Here is a 14,587-nt window from a genome sequence, read left to right on the forward strand (position 1 = left end):
ATGCCGGCCAACACCCTCAAGCAGGTGGGTGGGCACCACCCACCTGCCTCCCGGCGAGGGCGGGGTAAGCCCTAGCGGCTAGGGGCGGAGCCCCTATTGAGCGGGTTTCAAACCCACAGATTCCGCTGAGGACCCAAAAAAAAAAATCCTGGCGGCCGTGGACCGCGATTGTTGTTCAAGAATTTGTAGGGCGGATAAGCCTTGGCGCATCCGCCGCCTTGGTTGGTGGATGCGTTTGGAGCTTATCCACTCTACTATTTTTCCGAGTCCCGAGTCCCGAGTCCCGAGTCCCGTCTTTTCAGAAATTCGCCACCTGCGGTGGCGCCTTGGAGGCCTTTTTGTTCAGGCCGATAAAGTCCGCCATGATGTAACCGGCCTCGTTCAGGATCGGATCGTCTTCCAGCTTGATTTCCACGTCGCCACCCAGGGCGGCGACGTCGTCCGATTCGCTTTCCTCCAGGGCCTCAAAGCTCTCGTAGGGCTCCAGCCCCTTGGCGTTGCGGCGGCGGTTTTCCATGGTGAGCAGCCGTTCGTTCAGCGCTTCGCGCTCTTCTTCCCGCGCCTTTTCGTTGAGGGAAATGGACTCCTGGTCGGCCCGCTCCCGCTCGAACCGGAACTGTTCGCGCAGGAAAACAAAATCCGGATCGGTCGCGGTGCGCTGATTGTGTTTGCTGACCAACGCCGGCAGCAGTTCCTTCAGGTCGAAGTACTTGGCGTGTGGCACGGCGTGGATGCGATCCCAGGGCAGGGCGGTATCGTAGGCGCTCTCACCCACGCTCTCGGTATCGATCAGTTGCGGCATGGGAATGTCCGGGGTCACCCCGGCATGCTGGGTGCTGTCGCCGGATACCCGGTAGAACTTGGATTGGGTGATCTTCAGCTGGCCCTCCTTGAGCGGCGCCATGGTCTGCACGGTGCCCTTACCGAAGGACTGGTTGCCCACCACCAGGCCGCGGTTGTAGTCCTGGATGGCACCGGCAAAAATTTCCGAGGCGGAGGCGGACAGACGGTTGATCAGCACCATCAGCGGCCCGCGATACATGGCGCGGGAGCGGGAGCGGTTATGGCGGGAGATCTGCTCGTTGGCATGCCGGATCTGCACTACCGGGCCCTGGTCGATAAACAGGTCGGTGAGCATGGTGGCCTCCTGCAGGGAGCCGCCACCGTTGTTGCGCAGGTCCAGGATCACGCCATCGACGTTCTCCTCTTCCAGCTCGTTGAGCAGCCTGGCCACATCGCGGGTGGTGCTCTTGTAGTTCGGATCGCGGCGGCGATAGGCCTCGAAATCGATATAGAAGGTCGGCAGGTTGATCACGCCTATCTTGTAGTTCTTCTCTCCGTCGGAGAATTCGAAAATCGCCTTTTTCGCCGCCTGGTCCTCGAGCTTCACTTTGCTGCGCTTGATCAGGATGGTCCGGTGGCTGCCGTCGCCGCCCGTGGGGATTGTCTCCAGGCGAACATAGGTGCCGGCGGCGCCGCGAATCAGTTCCACCACGTCATCCAGGCGCCAGCCGACAACGTCGACCATCTCGCCTTCCTTGTCCTGGCCCACGGCGACGATCTTGTCGTTGGGTTTGAGTTTGCCGGTGCGATCCGCGGGACCACCGGCGACAAGGCGGGCCACCTTGGTATATTCATCCTCCATCTGCAGCACGGCGCCGATGCCCTCCAGGGAGAGGGACATGCTCATGTTGAAGTTTTCCAGCGAGCGCGGCGACAGGTAGTTGCTGTGGGGATCGTACAGGCGGGTGAGTGAGTTCATATAGAGCTCGAACACGTCGTCGCTGCTCTGCTGCTTCACCCGCTTCAGCTGGCCGGTGTAGCGGCGGGTGAGCAGGTCGCGGATCTCCTCATCGTCTTTGCCGGCGAGGCGCAGGTTGAGCACACTGGATTTGAGGCGCTTGCGCCACAGTTCGTCGGCGGCGCTGATGGAGGCGGGCCACCGACTGTCCTCGCGGTCCACCTCCAGGGATTCGTCTCTGTCGAAGTCGAACTCGGGCAGGCCCTTATCCAGTTGGGAAAGGATATTGTTCAGGCGATCGGTTACCCGCAGGCGGTAGCGGTTGTAGATCTCGAAACCGTGGTTTACCTGGCCGGTGCGTAATTCGTCGTCCAGCTTGGTGCGCCACTGGCGGAACTCGTTGATGTCGGAAGCCAGGAAATAGCTCTTGGTGGGGTCCAGGGCCTCAATATATTCGTCCCATAGCTTCTCGGACATCTCGTCGCCGAGTTTCAGCTTGTTGTAGTGCAGCATCTCGAGTTTGCCGACGATCTCCCGGGCGGTACTGCCCTGGTCCTCCTCCGGTTGCAGGGCATCCGCTTCGGCCAGGGTGGCCACGGGCAGCAGGGTCAGGGTGAGGATTAAGAGGCCGGAAAACAGGGCGGCGATCCGATTGGTCAGCATAGAGGGTCTCTTTAATACGTCCTACTTCACAGTTCGCCAGCGCCCGGAGTGGCGGCGGCGAGATATAGCTTAGGACAAGTATAAAGGCACAAAGCTCCAAAAGGCATGAAATGAGTCCAATTCGGGACAGTTGATGCCCCCAAAGAGCCTTCGGGGGAATAGAATTCCCTTTCCCGGCGGCGATTTGCTCTTGCGTACCACGGTTTGCGAGTTGATCGACGCGAAGCCGGGCTGCTCAATAGTTTTTACTTTAAATTGTTACAGTAAGCTTTTGATATGACGGTAATTTGCCGCTTGGTCAGAAGGCCCGGGATAGGCTCGGGAGCTAGACAGTCCTCCCCGGGTCGCGCCTCGCGCGACGAGCGGCCGCTCAACTTGAATGTGGTGCGGTTTCCGCCAGCGCCTTGAAGGTACGGAAAACCCTCGGGCTGGGTTCCGCCGGGGGCGGCGCAGGGCAATTGTGTAAGAAAATGGCCCTGGTGCCAGACAAACGTATTATCGCCGCTGTGCGGCCCGGAAGTACCGGGAAGCCGGCCCGATAGCGGATTTGGGGAAGCTGATTCCAACTTTCCACAACCTACTTTGTCACAACGTCGATTGTGTCTATCGAAATAACCCGGGCGCGGAACTGGCGGAGTAATCTGTCTATGTTGATAAAGACCAAGAAGCGGGGGGATCTGGCGGAGGGGAGTGCCACTTCCGAGACCGCCTACCTGAATCGCCGCACGCTGTTAAAAGGCATCGGCCTCGGCGGCATGCTGGCCGCGGGCGGTGCTTACGCCGGTTTGCTCGATTTCCTGTCATCGGATTCTGAAGAGCGGGAGGCGGCCGAGCGCAAGGCGTTGCAATTCAGTCCGCACTCTCCCGGGCCCTCACTGACCCTGACACCAGAAGCCAAGGCCATCAATCACAACAACTTCTACGAATTCGGCACCGGCAAGACAGACCCGGCCCGCAACAGCCAGTCGCTGAAGGTGGAGCCCTGGACGCTGACCGTCGAAGGGGAGGTCGCCAAGCCGGGCAAAGTGGATGTGTGGCAGTTGATGTCCGAATCGCAGCTGGAGGAGCGTGTTTACCGCATGCGCTGCGTGGAGGCCTGGTCCATGGTGATCCCCTGGATCGGCTTTGAACTGGGCAAATTCCTCCAGCGTTTCGAGCCCACCAGCCGGGCGAAATACGTCGCCTTTGAAACACTGTACGATCCCGGGCAGATGCCGGGACAAAAAAGCCGGTACCTGGGCGGGGGTATCGATTACCCCTACGTCGAGGGACTGCGCATAGACGAAGCGATGAATCCCCTGACTATTCTGACCGTCGGCTTGTACGGTAAGACCCTGCCACCCCAGAACGGCGCCCCGATCAGGCTGGTGGTGCCCTGGAAATACGGCTTCAAGGGAATCAAGTCCATCGTCAAAATACGGTTGCTGGAAAAGATGCCGCCCACCACCTGGAATATCCTGGCCCCGAACGAGTATGGGTTTTATGCCAATGTCAATCCCGCGGTGGACCACCCCAGGTGGTCCCAGGCCACGGAGCGGTTTATCGGCCCGGGCGGCCCGCTGTCGGTCACCCGGCAGGAAACACTGCCGTTCAATGGCTACGGCGACCAGGTGGCGTCCCTGTACTCACAAATGAACTTGAGAAAATACTTTTAGCGTATGGCCGTTCTCGAACAGCAATCCGGAATCCGGCCGCTCCGGTTTCGCAAAACCCTGGCGATTATTTTGCAGGTCACGGCGCATATCGGCTCGGCGCTGCCGCTGCTGTGGCTCTTCTATGCGGTAAACGCGGGGTTGATGGGCGGCGATCCGGTAAAGGAGCTGATACATTTCCTGGGCATCGGCACCCTGCGATTGCTGATACTGACTCTGCTGGTTTCCCCGCTGGCCCGGTGGCTGTCCACCGGCCAATTGAACCGGTTGCGCCGCCCGCTGGGGTTATGGTGTTTTACCTGGGCCTCACTGCATTTTACCAGTTGGCTGGCCCTGGATCTCGCTTTTGACTGGTCCCTGATTGGCGGCGAGCTGATAGAGCGCACCTATATTCTGCTGGGCTTTATGGCCTGGGTACTGCTGCTGGCTCTGGCGCTTACCTCGATTCCAAAGCTGATGCGGCTGATGGGGAGACACTGGAAAAAGCTCCACGGCTTTGCCTATGTGGTCCTGCTTTTGGGCTGCTGGCATTTCTGGTGGTCGGTAAAGAGCGGCTGGATGGAGCCGGCGGTGTACTTGGCGGTGGCGCTGCTGTTGCTGCTCTGGCGTCGCATCAAAGTGTATAAATGGTTGCTGAGTTTTCGAAGTCCGGATCGGGGCGCTGTGGGAGCCTGCCCTGCAGGCGAATAAAGGCCCCCGCAGTCGTAGGGTGCGCCGTGCGCACCGTTCCGGCCAATGGTGCGCGCGCCGCACCCTACCGCACTCTGAGTCTTGGCCGGGTGTCGCTCAGCGGCGCGCCAGCCAGGGCAAGACCGTGTCCATCTGCAGAATCTCGCCGCAGTGAGTGGATTTGTAGCCCGGCAGCTTTCCCACGGCCTGGTGAAATGGCGCGCTGCGGATCATCGCCAGGAAAAGCCGCGCGGCATCCTGCTCCAGGGTGCGTTGGTGGCAGACCATCAGGTAGCGTTCGGTGGTCAAGGGCAGGAAGTCGAGACTGAACTGGCGCGCCGCCGCTTCCACTCCGAAGCCCACATCCGCCATTCCCGCCGCCACAAACGCGGCCACCGCGGAGTGGGTGAATTCCTCGTCGTCATAGCCCGCGATGCGATCCGCGGGCACACCTTCGCGGCGCAACAGTTCGTCCAACAGGGAGCGGGTGCCCGAGTCTTTCTGGCGATTGATAAAGCGCACCCCCGGCCTGGCCAGATCTGCAATACCGCGAATCGATCCGGGGTCGTCCGCTTTGACCATCAAGCCCTGACGGCGCTCGATGAAGCCGAGGATACGCTGGGTGCGCGGCTTCAGGTAGCGGCCGTAGGCCTCCATCTGGGTGTCGCTGATCACTTCGGTCGGTACGTGGAACCCGGCGATGTCGCAGGCGCCGCGATTTAAGGCGGCCAGGGCGTCGACCGCACTTTTGTACTGCAGGTCCAGTTGAAATTCGCGGGCGAACTCCGGCAGCAGCGCCACGGCATAGCCGTGACTGGCGTGCAGGCGCAAGACCGGATTGATGTCCGTCAATGCCTGGTGCAGTGCCAGGTTGAGCTCCGATGCGAGGTTTTCCAGTTGCGGACCCAGGCGGGCCTTGACCCGCTGTTCCGCCCACAGCAGCTTCTCGCCCAGGGCCGTCAGGGAAGCGCCGCGCCCCTTTTGTAGTTCCACCAGGGGGTGGCCGAAGAACGCCGACCATTTATTCAGCAAATTCCACCCGTGGCGGTAGGAAATGCCCACCTGGCGCGTCGCCGCCGTCAGTTTTCCCTGCTTGTGCAGGGCCCGCAACAGCGGAAAAAGCTGGGGGTCCAGCCGGTTGCCGTCGTCGTCGCTGAAGGTCCAGGCGGGGGTGATTTGTATTTTTCCAATAGGCATAAAAATGCATATTTTTTGATGTAAACGCTGATGGTAATGTACATAGCGTCATTATCCTACAACAAACCCTATAAAAACCGCGTATATGCAAGTTTTTGCATATTTTGAGCCGGGAAAGCGAGGGCAGCATGCGCCGCGACACCGAATGGGACCGCCGGGCGGTCGCCGAGATCATCGATCAGTTGAAAGACAAGCCCGGTGCCCTGCTGCCGGTTCTGCACGGCATTCAGGATGGCTTGGGGTACATCCCCCCCGACTCGGTGACGCTGATCGCCGAGCGCTTGAACCTCTCCCGCGCGGAGGTGCACGGGGTGATCAGCTTCTACCACCATTTCCGCACCTCGCCGCCGGGTCGCCATCGGGTAGAGGTCTGCCGCGCCGAATCCTGCCAGGCCATGGGCGCACGCCACTTGGAGGCCCACGTCAAACGGCGCCTGGGTATCGATTACCACCAGACAACCCCGGATGGCGAGTTCAGCCTGGAGCCGGTGTACTGCCTGGGTAACTGTGCCTGCTCGCCGTCCATTCGATTGGGGGACGAGATCTTCGGGCGCATGGACTCACAGGCGTTCGATGACCTGCTGGACGAGTGTCAAACGGTCGCAGTGGAGGTGAAATAAATGAGTATCAGAGTGTTTGTTCCCCGCGACTCCGGTGCCCTGGCGGTGGGCGCAGAACGGGTGGCGCGGGCCATCGCAGCCGAGGCGGCGCGGCGGGGGGAGGATGTGCGGATCGTGCGCAACGGCTCCCGGGGGCTCTACTGGCTGGAGCCTATGGTGGAGGTGGAAACCGACCGGGGGCGGGTGGCCTATGGCCCGGTCAAACCCGGAGAAGTGTCCGATCTGTTCGACGCTGGCTTCCTTTCGGGCGATGAAGGCCACCGGACCTGCCTGGGGCCGACCGGGGAAATCCCTTTTCTGCAGAGACAGCAGCGCCTGACCTTCGCCCGGGTGGGCGTGATCGACCCGGTATCGCTGGATGACTACCGGGCCCACGATGGTTACCTGGGGCTCTCTCGCGCGCTGGAGTTGACGGCGCAGGCCATCGTCGACGAGGTGAAAACCTCCGGCCTGCGGGGCCGGGGCGGGGCGGCTTTCCCCACCGGCATCAAGTGGCAGACGGTGCTGGACACCCCGGCCGAACAGAAATATATCGTCTGCAATGCCGACGAAGGGGACTCCGGAACCTTCGCCGACCGCATGATCATGGAAGGCGACCCCTTCGTGCTGATCGAGGGCATGACCATTGCCGGGCTCGCGGTGGGGGCCACCCGGGGCTACATTTATCTGCGTTCCGAGTATCCCCACGCCCACCAGGTATTGAATGAGGCCATCGCGCTGGCCTATGAGGCCGGGTTTCTGGGGGCCGACATCCGCGGCAGCGGCAGGGTGTTCGACCTGGAAGTCCGGCTCGGTGCCGGCGCCTATATCTGCGGTGAGGAGACCTCCCTGCTGGAGAGTCTGGAAGGCCGGCGCGGTCTGGTGCGCGCCAAGCCACCGCTGCCGGCCATCAAGGGGTTGTTCGGACAGCCCACCGTGGTCAACAACGTATTGTCGTTGGCGGCGGTGCCGATGATTCTCGAAAGAGGGGGGCACTTCTACCAGGATTTCGGTATGGGTCGCTCCCGCGGCACATTGCCGATACAGTTGGCGGGGAACATCCGGCGCGGTGGCCTGGTGGAACTGGCCTTCGGCCTGACCCTGCGGCAGCTGTTGGAGGATTTCGGTGGCGGTACCGCCAATGGCCGCCCCATGCGGGCGGTGCAGGTGGGCGGTCCCCTGGGGGCGTATCTGCCGGAATCCCAGTGGGATACGCCGCTGGACTACGAGGCGTTTACCGAGGCCGGCGCCGTGCTCGGGCACGGCGGGGTAGTGGTGTTCGACGACACCGTGGACATGGCGGAGCAGGCCCGATTCTCCATGGAGTTTTGTGCCGTGGAGTCCTGTGGCAAGTGCACGCCCTGCCGCATCGGTTCCACCCGCGGCGTGGAGGTGATCGACCGCATTCGCCGCAACGAGAACCGCGCGGCCAATATCGAGCTGTTGAAGGACCTCTGTGACACCATGATCGATGGCTCCCTGTGTGCAATGGGTGGCATGACGCCCTTTCCGGTGATGAGCGTCGTCGACCACTTTGCCGAAGACCTGGAGCGCCCGGAAGCCTGCGGAGAAACGCCATGATTCAATATTTCAATCCCTCTGTCGATTTGAAAGAGAAAGATTTCGGCACCCCGGCGCGGGTGTCGGAAAAACAGGTCACCCTCAGTATCGATGGCTTCGAGGTGACGGTGCCGGAAGGCACCTCCGTTCTGCGCGCCGCTGCCGAGGCGAACATCCAGATCCCCAAACTCTGCGCCAGCGATAACCTGGAAGCCTTCGGCTCCTGCCGCCTGTGCGCGGTGGAGATCGAGGGGCGCCGCGGATTGCCCGCCTCCTGCACCACCCCGGTGGCCGAAGGCATGGTGGTGCATTCCCAGAATGACAAGCTGGCCCGGTTGCGCCGCAATGTAATGGAGCTGTATATCTCCGATCACCCGTTGGACTGCCTGACCTGTGCCGCCAACGGCGACTGCGAACTGCAGGATATGGCGGGGGCGGTGGGCCTGCGGGAAGTGCGTTACGGTTTCGACGGCGAGAATCACCTGGGGGCGGAGAAGGATACCTCCAACCCGTATTTCACCTTCGACCCCGGCAAGTGCATCGTCTGTTCCCGCTGTGTGCGCGCCTGTGAGGAGGTGCAGGGGACCTTCGCCCTGACCATCGACGGGCGCGGTTTCGACTCGAAGGTGTCCCCCGGCCAGAACGAGGCGTTCATGGACTCCGAGTGCGTGTCCTGCGGTGCCTGCGTGCAGGCCTGCCCCACCGCCACCCTGATGGAGAGCAGCGTCATCGAGCGGGGCCAGCCGGAACACAGTGTGGTCACCACCTGCGCCTACTGCGGGGTGGGCTGTGCCTTCAAGGCGGAGATGAAAGGCAGCGAAGTGGTGCGCATGACGCCCTACAAGAACGGGCAGGCCAATCACGGCCACTCCTGCGTGAAAGGACGCTTCGCCTTCGGTTATGCGACTCATCGGGATCGCATTACCCGGCCGATGATCCGCGAGTCCATCGATCGGCCCTGGCGCGAAGTATCCTGGGAGGAGGCGATCGGCTTCGCCGCCGACAGGCTCAGGCAGATTCAGCAGCAATACGGCCGCGAGAGTATCGGGGGCATCACCTCGTCGCGCTGCACCAACGAAGAGACCTATCTGGTGCAGAAGCTGGTGCGCGCGGTGTTCGGCAACAACAATGTCGATACCTGCGCCCGCGTGTGCCACTCGCCCACCGGTTACGGCTTGAAAACCACCCTGGGCGAATCCGCCGGTACGCAACCGTTCGACTCGGTGCTCAAATCCGATGTGATTGTAGTAATCGGTGCCAACCCCACCGACGGGCACCCGGTGTTCGGCTCCCAGATGAAACGCCGGTTGCGCGAAGGCGCGAAACTGATCGTGGTGGACCCGCGCCGGATCGATCTGGTGAAGAGCCCGCACGTGCAGGCCAGCCATCACCTGAAGCTACGGCCCGGCACCAACGTGGCCTTTATCAACGCCATGGCCCATGTGGTCGTCACCGAGGGACTGGAGGACAAGGCGTTCATTGCCGAGCGCTGCGAACAGCCCGCCTACGAACAGTGGCGCGCTTTTGTCAGCGAGGAACGTCACTCGCCGGAGCACACCGAGTCCGTAACCGGTATCCCCGCCGCCGAGCTGCGCGCCGCCGCGCGTCTCTATGCCCGCGCCGGCGACGCCGCCATTTACTACGGCCTGGGGGTGACCGAGCACAGCCAGGGCTCCACCATGGTGATGGGGATCGCCAACCTGGCCATGGCCACCGGCAACATCGGCCGCGACGGTGTCGGGGTGAACCCGCTGCGGGGCCAGAACAACGTGCAGGGCTCCTGTGACATGGGGTCCTTCCCCCACGAACTGCCCGGCTATCGGCATGTTTCCGACGACGCTACCCGCGCACTGTTCGAAGCCGCCTGGGGGGTGCAACTGGACAGCGAGCCGGGACTGCGGATTCCCAATATGTTCGACGCCGCCATCGAAGGCACCTTCAAGGCGTTGTACTGCCAGGGCGAGGACATCGCCCAGTCCGACCCCAATACCCAGCACGTGGAAGCGGCGCTGTCGTCCCTGGAATGCCTGATCGTGCAGGATATCTTCCTCAACGAAACGGCGAAATTCGCCCACGTGTTCCTGCCGGGGGCTTCCTTCCTGGAGAAAAACGGCACCTTCACCAACGCCGAGCGCCGCATCTCGCCGGTGCGCAAGGTGATGCCGCCGCTGGGCGGCAAGGAGGATTGGGAGGCGACCGTAGCGCTGGCCCGCGCGCTGGGCTACGAGATGGATTACCGGCATCCGTCCGAGATCATGGACGAGATCGCCCGCCTCACGCCCACCTTCAAGGGCGTGAGCTACCGGCGGCTCGATGAACTGGGCAGTATCCAGTGGCCCTGTAATGACGAAACCCCTGCGGGCACGCCCATCATGCATGCGGACGAATTCGTGCGCGGCAAGGGCCATTTCGTGGTGACGGAGTATGTGGCGACGGAAGAAAAAGTGAACCGGCGCTTCCCACTGTTGCTGACCACCGGTCGGATTCTGAGCCAATACAATGTGGGGGCCCAGACCCGTCGTACCGCCAATGTGGCCTGGCACCAGGAGGATGTGCTGGAACTGCATCCGGTGGACGCCGAGGACCGCGGCATCCACGACGGTGACTGGGTCGGCATCCAGAGCCGGGTGGGCCAGACGGTGCTGCGTGCCAGGATCACCGAACGGGTGCAACCGGGGGTGGTGTACACCACCTTCCACCACCCGGCCAGCGGCGCCAACGTGATTACCACCGACAACTCCGACTGGGCTACCAACTGCCCCGAGTACAAGGTGACGGCAGTGCAGGTAAGCAAGGTCAATCAGCCCTCCGACTGGCAGCGGCGCCACAGCTCATTCACGGAGCAACAACTGGGCCTGCTGCGCCAGCGCAAGGCCGCGGTGGGGGGCGAGTGATGAACGGCCGGGTGCCACTGTACCCGATGACCGCAGCGGGCGATTCGCCTCAGGGGCACCGGCCGGTGACGGTGCAATGCTGGGAGCAGGGGGCGCTGAGGCGGCGCCGCGATGAGGTGGCCGAGGAGTGCGCCGTTGCACTGGTATACAACGGTGTCTCCCATGCGGTGATGATGGCCACCCCCTGCGACCTGGAGGATCTGGCCCTGGGTTTCAGTCTCAGCGAGGGCATTTTGCAAGGGCCCGGCGAACTTCGCGATCTGGTGTTGAACGAGCGCGCCGAAGGGATTGAAATCGCCATGACCATCTCGTCCCGTCGTTTCGCCGAACTCAAGCAGCGGCGGCGCAACCTGACCGGTCGCACCGGGTGTGGACTCTGCGGGGCCGAATCCCTAGAGCAGGCGATCCGGCCGGTACCCGGGGCGGGGAAGCGCCGGCCCGGGGCCCGGCATGAATTCAAAAATGCCGCCATTCAGCGGGCGCTGGAGACGCTGACCGCGCGGCAGGCCCTCCAGGGGTTGACCGGTGCAGTACACGCCGCGGCCTGGTGCGAGCGTGACGGCCATATTCAACTGGTGCGCGAGGACGTGGGCCGTCACAACGCCCTGGACAAGCTGATCGGGGTGTTGCAGCGGCCTGGCGGCGCTGCGGCGATGAATCCGGCGGAAGGCTTCGTGCTGGTTTCCAGCCGCGCCAGCTATGAGATGGTTCAAAAGGCCAGCCAGGTCGGCGTCAATCTGCTGGTGGCTTTGTCGGCTCCCACTTCCCTGGCGATCCAGCTGGCCCGGGAGGCCGGTATGACCCTGATCGGCTTCGCCCGCACCAACCGCCATGTCATCTATACCTGATCCGATTGAACATTGGAGCAACGGACACCATGAGTACTGAAAAACTGGAACATCTGGTTCGCATGGCCAACCAGATTGCCGCCAACCTGGATCACGGCAAGGCCGATGAGGAGGCGCTTGAGGCAGTGGCGAATCACCTGAGCCGCTTCTGGGCGCGCCGCATGAAGGCGCAGATTATCGGGCACCTGCACAGCGGGGGTGAAGGACTCGATCCCCTCGCCCGGCGGGCGGTGGAGCGAATCAGCCGGATTTAGAGTCTGTTCAGAATGGCACTAAGTTAAGCCCCGAACTGCTCCTGCCCCTAATGAGCCTGCCGGCATTCGGTGGGCTTCTTGTCAAATTCAGTACGAAATGCCCGGGAAAAGTGTGCCGCATCCGCAAAACCACATTCCTGGGCGATATCGGTGATGGAGCGTTCGGAGTTCTGTAACAACCAAAGGCCGTAACGCAAGCGGATATTGCGATACAGTCTCTGCAGACTCTCGCCGGTTTCGTTGAGAAAGAGCCGCTCCAGCTGACGCTTGGACAGATTTAAACGAGTGGCAATTTCTTCCGTGGACAGGGGGCGGCTCATATTCTGCTCCAGCAGTAAGAGTGCCCGTTTTACCCATTTGTTTTCCACCACGTAATCGTTGGCTGCGGGTTGGGGCTGCGGCGCGTTGGCCGGTCTCGGCTGATCCATTACCAGTATACGCAGGCTTTTGCGTGCCCAACTCAGACCCAGGTGGCGCTCGATAATGGCGGCCGCCAGGTCGGCGCTGACCGTGCCGCCGGCACAGGTGATGCGGTCGCCGTCATCGACATAGAGCTGGTCGGCAACGGGGATCACGCCCGTGAATTCGGCCAACAGGTCTCTGTAGTGAAACCAGCTGACACAACAGCGTCGCCCGTTCATCAGTCCGGCGCGAATCAGGGCAAAAGAACCGGTGCACAACCCCACCAGGGTTACATGTTTTGTTGCGGCCTGTTGCAGATAGTCAATCACCGGTTGGCTGACAGTAGGGCCCCGGTGGAGCAGGCCGCCGACCACCACGATATAGTCGAATTCATCCGGATCGCGAAAGGTTTCCCAGGGCTGCACGTTAACCCCGCAACTGGAGGCGATATTGTCAAGACTGCTGCCCATGACCGTCCATTGACAATTGATCTGTCGACTCTGGTCACCCTCGTCGGCGGCCAGGCGCAGAGCGTCGATAAAGGCGGCGAAAGGGGAGAGGGTGAAGTGGGGCAGCAGCACAAAGCCTACGGAGAGATGGGAAGGGGTGGCTGCTGGAACTTTATCGATGGTCGGCATTGGGTCGTATGAATGGATCAGGAGAAATAGTCTACAACTGGTGGCGCGTATATTCTAATAGATAGGCGTCATTTCTTGTATGGAAGCGACATGATTATGTCGCTCCTATACATCAAAGTCGACAGTTTTTTTCTATCGCCAAAACCCGTGAATTGCTCAAATGGCTATCTACCAACCACCGTCACAGGGTGCCCCTCTATGAAGCCTTTTTCCGCCAAGAGCCGCTACTCCGGCTTGGGCCTGATTAAGAACGCACTGAGCTACCACGAGAACTGGCAGCGCGCCTGGCGCAGCCCTGAACCCAAACCTGACTATGACGTGGTCATTGTGGGCGGTGGCGGTCACGGGCTGGCAACGGCCTACTACCTGGCCAAAGTCCATGGCATTACCAATGTCGCTGTGGTCGAGAAGGGCTATCTGGGCGGCGGCAACACCGCCCGAAATACAACCATTATCCGCTCCAACTACCTCTGGGACGAGGCGGCCCACCTCTACGAATTCGCCATGAAAATGTGGGAGAACCTGAGTCAGGAGCTCAATTTCAACGTCATGTTCAGCCAGCGCGGCGTGCTCAACCTGGGCCACACCCTGCAGGACATGCGCGATATCGAACGGCGGGTAAACGCCAATCGACTCAACGGCATCGACAGTTTCGCGTTGACGACGTCTGAAGTACAGGAAATCGTACCACTGCTGAACTGCTCGCCAAGCAGCCGCTATCCGGTACTCGGTGCCTCCTGGCAGCCCCGCGCCGGCGTCGCCCGGCACGATGCGGTGGCCTGGGGCTATGCCCGCGGCGCCGACGCCCTGGGTGTGGATTTGATTCAGCAGGCGGAAGTCACCGGTATCCGCCGCCGCAACGGCGCCGTGGAGGGCGTTGAAACCACCCGGGGTTTTATCGGGGCGCGCAAGGTGGCCTGTGTGGCCTCGGGCAATTCGGGGGCGCTGGCGGCCATGGCGGGACTGAGGCTGCCGATCGAGTCGCGTCCGCTGCAGGCGCTGGTCTCCGAGCCTTTGAGGCCGTGCCTGGACACCGTGGTCATGTCCAATGCGGTTCACGGTTATATCAGCCAGTCCGACAAGGGCGACCTGGTGATCGGGGCCGGGGCGGACAGCTACAACGGTTACGGCCAGCGCGGCTCCTTTCACGTGATCGAACACACACTGCAGGCCATCTGTGAGCTGTTCCCCATGTTCAGCCGTGTGCGTATGAACCGACAGTGGGGCGGTATCGTGGACACCTGTCCGGACGCCTGCCCGGTCATCAGCAAAACGCCTGTACAAGGGCTGTATTTCAACTGCGGCTGGGGGACCGGCGGCTTCAAATCCACGCCCGGCTCCGGGTACGTGTTCGCCGATACCGTGGCCAACGACCGGCCCCATCCCCTGGCGGAGGCGTTTACCATCGACCGCTTCTACAGCGGCGCGCTGATCGATGAGCACGGCGCCGCCGGTGTGGCCCACTGATAC

11 protein-coding genes are annotated in these 14,587 nt (G+C 61.9%); 8 read left to right on the top strand and 3 right to left on the bottom strand.

All coding sequences use genetic code 11. From position 1 onward, the window contains the following. Nucleotides 1–298: 298 nt before the first annotated feature. On the bottom strand, nucleotides 299–2,404 hold the full coding sequence (locus ACRC0P_RS01265) for a carboxy terminal-processing peptidase (protein WP_438627731.1): 2,106 nt from the start codon (nucleotides 2,402–2,404) through the stop codon (nucleotides 299–301). A gap of 647 nt (nucleotides 2,405–3,051) precedes the next feature. Here ACRC0P_RS01265 and msrP point away from each other — a divergent pair. Together msrP and ACRC0P_RS01275 are read left to right on the top strand one after the other, a co-directional pair. Continuing rightward, the gene (gene msrP, locus ACRC0P_RS01270) at nucleotides 3,052–4,059 is read left to right on the top strand and encodes a protein-methionine-sulfoxide reductase catalytic subunit MsrP (protein WP_438627733.1); all 1,008 of its coding nucleotides are present in this window, start codon (nucleotides 3,052–3,054) and stop codon (nucleotides 4,057–4,059) included. Nucleotides 4,060–4,062: 3 nt separating this feature from the next. Further along, nucleotides 4,063–4,746, top strand: a complete 684-nt coding sequence (locus tag ACRC0P_RS01275; protein ID WP_438627735.1) for a protein-methionine-sulfoxide reductase heme-binding subunit MsrQ — start codon at nucleotides 4,063–4,065, stop codon at nucleotides 4,744–4,746. Between the two features lie 96 nt (nucleotides 4,747–4,842). On the opposite strand, the gene ACRC0P_RS01280 is transcribed toward ACRC0P_RS01275, so the two are convergent. Next, on the bottom strand, nucleotides 4,843–5,922 hold the full coding sequence (locus ACRC0P_RS01280) for a substrate-binding domain-containing protein (RefSeq protein WP_438627737.1): 1,080 nt from the start codon (nucleotides 5,920–5,922) through the stop codon (nucleotides 4,843–4,845). Nucleotides 5,923–6,017: 95 nt separating this feature from the next. Between ACRC0P_RS01280 and ACRC0P_RS01285 the strand changes: the two genes are divergently transcribed. The 5 genes from ACRC0P_RS01285 to ACRC0P_RS01305 are packed head-to-tail and all read left to right on the top strand — an operon-like array spanning nucleotide 6,018 to nucleotide 12,077. Beyond that, nucleotides 6,018–6,542, top strand: coding sequence for a formate dehydrogenase subunit gamma (locus ACRC0P_RS01285; protein WP_438627739.1), 525 nt, complete (start codon nucleotides 6,018–6,020; stop codon nucleotides 6,540–6,542). Beyond that, the gene (locus tag ACRC0P_RS01290) at nucleotides 6,543–8,102 is read left to right on the top strand and encodes a formate dehydrogenase beta subunit (RefSeq protein WP_438627741.1); all 1,560 of its coding nucleotides are present in this window, start codon (nucleotides 6,543–6,545) and stop codon (nucleotides 8,100–8,102) included. Beyond that, nucleotides 8,099–10,975: a formate dehydrogenase subunit alpha gene (gene fdhF, locus ACRC0P_RS01295; RefSeq protein ID WP_438627743.1), complete on the top strand. Its 2,877-nt coding sequence runs from the start codon at nucleotides 8,099–8,101 to the stop codon at nucleotides 10,973–10,975. Before ACRC0P_RS01290 ends, fdhF begins: the two co-directional genes overlap by 4 nt. Beyond that, nucleotides 10,975–11,823, top strand: coding sequence for a formate dehydrogenase accessory sulfurtransferase FdhD (gene fdhD, locus ACRC0P_RS01300; protein WP_438627745.1), 849 nt, complete (start codon nucleotides 10,975–10,977; stop codon nucleotides 11,821–11,823). The genes fdhF and fdhD overlap by 1 nt, the downstream gene beginning before the upstream one ends. Nucleotides 11,824–11,852: 29 nt before the next feature. Then, on the top strand, nucleotides 11,853–12,077 hold the full coding sequence (locus ACRC0P_RS01305) for a formate dehydrogenase subunit delta (RefSeq protein ID WP_438627747.1): 225 nt from the start codon (nucleotides 11,853–11,855) through the stop codon (nucleotides 12,075–12,077). Between the two features lie 47 nt (nucleotides 12,078–12,124). Here ACRC0P_RS01305 and ACRC0P_RS01310 read toward each other — a convergent pair whose 3' ends face one another. Beyond that, nucleotides 12,125–13,117: a GlxA family transcriptional regulator gene (locus tag ACRC0P_RS01310; protein ID WP_438627749.1), complete on the bottom strand. Its 993-nt coding sequence runs from the start codon at nucleotides 13,115–13,117 to the stop codon at nucleotides 12,125–12,127. A gap of 198 nt (nucleotides 13,118–13,315) precedes the next feature. Here ACRC0P_RS01310 and ACRC0P_RS01315 point away from each other — a divergent pair, with 198 nt between their 5' ends. Beyond that, nucleotides 13,316–14,584 carry a sarcosine oxidase subunit beta family protein gene (locus ACRC0P_RS01315; protein ID WP_438627751.1) on the top strand — a complete coding sequence of 423 codons (1,269 nt, stop codon included), beginning with the start codon at nucleotides 13,316–13,318 and terminating at the stop codon, nucleotides 14,582–14,584. The last annotated feature ends 3 nt before the right edge of the window (nucleotides 14,585–14,587 follow it).

Origin of the sequence: Microbulbifer sp., from assembly GCF_051659245.1 — a bacterium.
Taxonomy (GTDB): Bacteria; Pseudomonadota; Gammaproteobacteria; order Pseudomonadales; family Cellvibrionaceae; genus Microbulbifer.

Coding starts and splice junctions, on each gene's coding strand:
- fdhD (WP_438627745.1), top strand. CDS start 10,975: ATGAACGGCCGGGTGCCACTGTACCCGATGACCGCAGCGGGCGATTCG.
- ACRC0P_RS01275 (WP_438627735.1), top strand. CDS start 4,063: ATGGCCGTTCTCGAACAGCAATCCGGAATCCGGCCGCTCCGGTTTCGC.
- ACRC0P_RS01310 (WP_438627749.1), bottom strand. CDS start 13,117: ATGCCGACCATCGATAAAGTTCCAGCAGCCACCCCTTCCCATCTCTCC.
- ACRC0P_RS01280 (WP_438627737.1), bottom strand. CDS start 5,922: ATGCCTATTGGAAAAATACAAATCACCCCCGCCTGGACCTTCAGCGAC.
- ACRC0P_RS01315 (WP_438627751.1), top strand. CDS start 13,316: ATGAAGCCTTTTTCCGCCAAGAGCCGCTACTCCGGCTTGGGCCTGATT.
- msrP (WP_438627733.1), top strand. CDS start 3,052: ATGTTGATAAAGACCAAGAAGCGGGGGGATCTGGCGGAGGGGAGTGCC.
- ACRC0P_RS01305 (WP_438627747.1), top strand. CDS start 11,853: ATGAGTACTGAAAAACTGGAACATCTGGTTCGCATGGCCAACCAGATT.
- ACRC0P_RS01290 (WP_438627741.1), top strand. CDS start 6,543: ATGAGTATCAGAGTGTTTGTTCCCCGCGACTCCGGTGCCCTGGCGGTG.
- ACRC0P_RS01265 (WP_438627731.1), bottom strand. CDS start 2,404: ATGCTGACCAATCGGATCGCCGCCCTGTTTTCCGGCCTCTTAATCCTC.
- fdhF (WP_438627743.1), top strand. CDS start 8,099: ATGATTCAATATTTCAATCCCTCTGTCGATTTGAAAGAGAAAGATTTC.